Source organism: uncultured Fenollaria sp., assembly GCF_934202865.1.
GTDB lineage: Bacteria > Bacillota > Clostridia > Tissierellales > Peptoniphilaceae > Fenollaria.
Genome location: NZ_CAKPYL010000070.1, coordinates 1 through 4,849, shown reverse-complemented (window position 1 = coordinate 4,849; position 4,849 = coordinate 1). Strand labels below are relative to the sequence as shown.

At 36.9% G+C, this 4,849-nt stretch carries 5 protein-coding genes and 1 pseudogene; 1 reads left to right on the top strand and 5 read right to left on the bottom strand.

Annotation, left to right across the window (positions count from 1 at the left end):
• Positions 1-53 precede the first annotated feature (53 nt).
• The gene (locus Q0E71_RS06395) at positions 54-677 is read left to right on the top strand and encodes a hypothetical protein (protein ID WP_294797135.1); all 624 of its coding nucleotides are present in this window, start codon (positions 54-56) and stop codon (positions 675-677) included.
• Between the two features lie 39 nt (positions 678-716).
• On the opposite strand, the gene Q0E71_RS06390 is transcribed toward Q0E71_RS06395, so the two are convergent.
• The 5 genes and pseudogenes from Q0E71_RS06390 to Q0E71_RS06370 all read right to left on the bottom strand — a co-directional run.
• Positions 717-1,367, bottom strand: a complete 651-nt coding sequence (locus Q0E71_RS06390) for a DNA alkylation repair protein (RefSeq protein WP_294797133.1) — start codon at positions 1,365-1,367, stop codon at positions 717-719.
• 4 nt (positions 1,368-1,371) lie between these two features.
• Positions 1,372-1,845 (bottom strand): pyridoxamine 5'-phosphate oxidase family protein, encoded by a 474-nt coding sequence (locus Q0E71_RS06385; RefSeq protein ID WP_294797131.1) that lies wholly within the window; start codon positions 1,843-1,845, stop codon positions 1,372-1,374.
• A 53-nt stretch (positions 1,846-1,898) separates the two neighbouring features.
• Entirely contained in the window at positions 1,899-2,558 is a 660-nt protein-coding gene (locus tag Q0E71_RS06380; RefSeq protein ID WP_294797129.1) for a copper amine oxidase N-terminal domain-containing protein, read from the bottom strand.
• A 74-nt stretch (positions 2,559-2,632) separates the two neighbouring features.
• Positions 2,633-3,370: a carbon-nitrogen hydrolase family protein gene (locus Q0E71_RS06375; protein WP_294797127.1), complete on the bottom strand. Its 738-nt coding sequence runs from the start codon at positions 3,368-3,370 to the stop codon at positions 2,633-2,635.
• Positions 3,371-3,449: 79 nt separating this feature from the next.
• A pseudogene (locus Q0E71_RS06370) lies at positions 3,450-4,849 on the bottom strand (type I restriction endonuclease subunit R); the annotation flags it as partial.

Here is a 4,849-nt window from a genome sequence, read left to right as displayed (position 1 = left end):
AATTATAATACAAAGTATAAAAAAAAGAAAGTTTCAAAATAAGAGGTGTAATAATGAATTTTTGGGAAAAATTTAAAGACTTTTTGTATAACTCGATTGATTACATAATTATGCTCATAGTAATCATAGCTGTTGTATGTATAATCAGCTGGAGACTTGACATCTTGTTCGTGAACAACGGTGCTAACTCTACTCTAACAAAGAACATTGAGAATAACAATGACGACAAAAAGGTCGTTGAAAATATAGACGGTGATCAAAACACTGACGGCAATAATGAAGATACTGGCGACAAGCTTCCTGAAACTGCAGGAAACACTGAAACAGGTGACGAAGAAGCGCCTGTAGAATCAGCAGGCGATGCCAATGCGAATGAAGAAACGCCTACAGAGACTGCAGGAGATGCAAACGAAGAAAAACCAGCTGAAGAAAAACCGGCAGAAGAAAAACCAGCTGAAACAGGTGGAACGATTGAAGTTAATATACCTGCTAAGTCACTACCTGGTGAGATAGGTAAGATACTTGAGCAACAAGGCGTTGTATCAAGCGCAACAGACTTCGTTAACAAGTGCGTTGAGCTAAAGCTTGACACAAAACTTAAATCAGGTAAGTTCACATTTAATAAGGGAGCAAGCCTTGACGATATCGTTAAGATTATAGCACAAGTGAAGAAATAAGATAAAAGCCAGAGAATTTTCTCTGGCTTCTTCTATATATTATTTTTTGAGTGACTCGCGTATTTTTTGCCGAGTCATCTTTTTTATCTCTGTGCTAATGGCCTCGCTCGATAAAAATTCATCTACTTTATCTTTGTCAGTAAAGTATAGCTCACATAGTAGCCACGCCGCCGCCATATTGACATAGTAAGCGTCTGTGCTTATGGTCTTAAGCGCAGCAAGAATTTTATCAATATGCTCGTCGTCATTAAATTTTCTATTCATTATGACTAGACCGAGGCGAATAGTGTATTCATCAGAGCTATGCATATAGCTTAGCGCCTTTTGAAAAGCTTTGTCAATATGTGCTTCATCAATAATTATTTCACCTGCGACTAAGTCCGTCACTTCCCAGCTATCGATGTATAATAAAAACTCATCGAGTGCTTCCATAGCTTTGTCAAAGCTCTCGCTCATCTTAAATATACATAAAGCATATAAAAGTTTTTCTTCTCTATAATAAAATTTCGCTCCATTAAATATATCAAGATTTGCTTCTTTTTTTATTTCACGAGCTAAGTGCCTTAAAGCGCCCATGCGCACGCCGATTATACTATCTTTATCAATAGTCGGAACGAGTTTTGCTATAAAGTCCCTGTACTTTTCATCCGCTTTTGCATTTAGCTCAAAAAGAACATCTGTATAAGTCATCATTTTACGCCTTCGCCTTGCAAGTTAAGTCTTTCACGCAAATTTTAAAAACGCGTGTCCTAGGTATAGCGGCCCTTGCATAGATAAATTTTTCACTCGGTATATGATACTTTTGCACTAAAACTTCGAGTGCCGCCTCCTTCTCGTCATATTCATGAAGCTCATAAACTTCGCCCCTGCCTATGATTGATTCGTAATTCATAGTGCAGTAGCCGCGCTCCTTGTCCATGATAAGCTTGTGATTAGCACTCATTTGGAAGCTCACAGCCGCTCCGTCCTTAAGATAATCATACTTCTTTCCTTCACTTGCGCCATGAATGTATAAAGTGATCTCGCCACTATTTTCGCTCACGCCAAAATTAACCGCCAAGATGTATGGAGCTGTCTCATCATTAAAGGCAAGAATCACATCGTCGCAGTCCTTCATTATCCTAAATATTTCATTTATGTCACTTACTTCTCTATCAGCTCTTCTCATATTATATCTCCTTATAAAATAAACAGGCATATATAATATACCTGTTTCAATAATTATTTTTTCGCTTTTCTATATCCAGCTTTAATCGCTTCATCTTCAGTATTAAAGAATACCGCATTCTTTAAGCTAACCTTTTCATAATTAGCTCCGCCAGGCACATGATAAATTTTAGATTTAATATTGCCAATAATTCTGCCGTCAGCCTTTAAGTACGCTAACAAACTGCCATTGTCAGGGTTATACTTCTTCGTATCAGGCTTTTTACTGCTAGCATCATCTTTTTGAACAAAACCCTCATCCATAATGAAAACAGTTCTTGTTTTCTTATCCCAATCCACATTTTTGTCTAAACATTCGCCAATAACCCTTATTGGTAAATATGTTCTTCCTTTGTGTATCATTGCTGCTATATCCATTGAGATATCTAAACCGTTCTTATTGTATGAGTTAGTGCCGATAACAAATTTAATTACAGTCTCACCCTTAGTTAAAGTAACCTCTTGAGTATCGGGCTGCCAATCAACGTCTAGGCCTAAATTTTCAGAAACAAGTCTAAGTGGCACCAAAGTCCTTCCATTGATAATTATGGGACTTGCATCTCCACTGATTTCTTGGCCATTGATATTAATCTTGATATCATTTTGCGCTTTAGAATTAAATGGCAAAACTAATAATAATAAAAATAATGATAATAGTAAAAATTTCTTTTTCATCCTAAAACCTCCAATGAATTATAATATAATTTTAATACATATCAGCAAATTTGTAAAGAAATATATCTTGTCACTTAATTAATTTCAACGGCAAGTACCGCCTCAGCGCCCGATGGCAGTTCTTTAATAATTTTGCCACCATCAAAATGGCATGCGCCGCCCTTAGATATATATGGATCGTCAAAGTCATAGCACACAGAATTTACATATAATACAGGCGATTTTAGTTTAGCCGCCTCTTTTGCGTACTCAAACTTTTCTTCTTCGTTCCAAACGCGCGGCTCGAAGTCAGTGTAAACAGGCCAAAGTACTAGATCCTTCTCAATGGCAGCCGCCTTTTCTATGAGACCTTCGTGCCAAAAGTCACCGCAGATGCCGACAAGAATTTTTTTGCCTTCAAAGTCAAAAGTATGAAAGCCATCGCCTTCCTTGTAGTGAGCGTCCGCTATTGGCTCCTTCCAGCCATCAGATACGCGTCTAAAGACATCAATTACTTCGCCGGCCTTGTCAACAGTGATTTGCGATGAGTAAAGAGCATCATCCATTTTTTCGATCATACCAAAGCTCACCGCAATAGAATTTTCCATCGCAGCCATTTTTATTTCCTTAATAATATCACCGTCTAGGCTTATGCCAATGGCCTTGTCATTTTCATAGTTCCAAGACAGAGCCTCAAAACCATGTAGGAACGATTCTCCAAAGACAAGTAAGTCTACCTTGTGAGCGTATTCGCGCATAGATTTTATAATTATCTTTTTGTTGTGTTCTGTGTCTTTTGTTTTAAAGGCTAAAGACATGAGATTGATCTTCATACTATGACCCCCTTTTATTAATTATATCATAAATGGCATAAAAAAAATTCGTAAGACTTGCCCACGAATCTTTTTTATATTAAATTCCAACGAATATATTAACTATAGCATCAATCTTAGCAAGTACTTCGCCCTTTTTCTTCTCTCTTAGTCCGCCTCGTCTCGATGTTGGAGGAAGTATGCTGTCAAGCTCATCGCCAGCGTAATCAACATATCCCTTTGCGATGGACTTTTCTATGAAGCGTTTTGCATCGCTATTTAGTCTCTCTTCACTAATTAGTTCATCAACGTTCGTTGCCTTTTCTTTTCTAGCAAATTCATAGAAGCTTTCGACTATATCGTCATTAGTCTTTAGCTCGGAAAGTCTCGTAGAATTGATATAGCTCATAATAAGTTCTTCCTTAGCTCTAGTTCCAAGACTTGATCTAATAGCTCTTTTAACCTCAGCTTTAAGGACTTCTATATCATCATGTTCCTTGTACTTTTCAAGTATAAGCTTAAGAATGTAATCAAGATTGATCTCATCAGTCTTTAGTAAATCGATTTGAAACTCTACATCAGAGAAATCAATATCGGTTTTTTGTGCATCATCATAATTTCTTCTCTTAGTAATATTCTCTCTAATATCAACATAGACGCTCTTCATGTCCTGCATAAGTCTTTCGGAAATAATCTTGTCAACATTTTGAAACTCATCGAAGTTTCTCAAGATGTTCTCAGACTTAAGCAGCTCTCCAAACAATTGAACAAATTCTTTTTTATCTGCGTCAAGCTCTATCTCAGTTGGTTCAGGGAATTTTTGAACAAGCTCATTAGATATTTCGATGTAGCCTTTAATCACCTTACCACTATCTTTATCTTTAAATCCATTCATATAGTCTTCAAAACTATTTTCTAAGATAATGTTTACGCTGTTCTCATCGCCAAAAGTTTTGATGGCGTCCTCAGTCGCTTTCTCTAAATCCCTAAAGCAAACGATGTTACCAAAGGCTTTTACCTTATTTAATATACGGTTAGTCCTTGAGAATGCTTGGATAAGTCCGTGATACCTAAGATTTTTATCAACAAAAAGTGTATTAAGTGTAGGTGCGTCAAAACCTGTTAAGAACATGCCGACAACGATAAGCAAATCGACCTCTTTCTCCTTAACCCTTCTTGATAAATCTTTATAATAGTTTTGGAACTCGCCCGCTTCAGTTGAGTAATTAGTTCCGAAGCTTTTGTTATAGTCAGCAATTATCCTGTCCAAAAACTCCTTCGCACTCGAGTTCATTGCACTTGGATTGAAATTTTCATCAGCTATTTCCCCGATGGATGCTTGTTCTTCATTAGCTTGAAAGCTAAATATACTAGCGACCTTTAATTTTTTATCCTCAGGCAAATCCATTTGCTGCTTTTCAAACTCTTCGTAATATAATTTCGCTGCTTCAACGCTTTGTACAGCAAACATCGCGTTAAAACCGTTCAGTCTCTTCTCAT

Excerpts from the sequence above, each read along its gene's own strand:
- Q0E71_RS06380 (WP_294797129.1), bottom strand. The coding sequence starts at position 2,558 with ATGAAAAAGAAATTTTTACTATTATCATTATTTTTATTATTATTAGTT.
- Q0E71_RS06375 (WP_294797127.1), bottom strand. The coding sequence starts at position 3,370 with ATGAAGATCAATCTCATGTCTTTAGCCTTTAAAACAAAAGACACAGAA.
- Q0E71_RS06395 (WP_294797135.1), top strand. The coding sequence starts at position 54 with ATGAATTTTTGGGAAAAATTTAAAGACTTTTTGTATAACTCGATTGAT.
- Q0E71_RS06385 (WP_294797131.1), bottom strand. The coding sequence starts at position 1,845 with ATGAGAAGAGCTGATAGAGAAGTAAGTGACATAAATGAAATATTTAGG.
- Q0E71_RS06390 (WP_294797133.1), bottom strand. The coding sequence starts at position 1,367 with ATGACTTATACAGATGTTCTTTTTGAGCTAAATGCAAAAGCGGATGAA.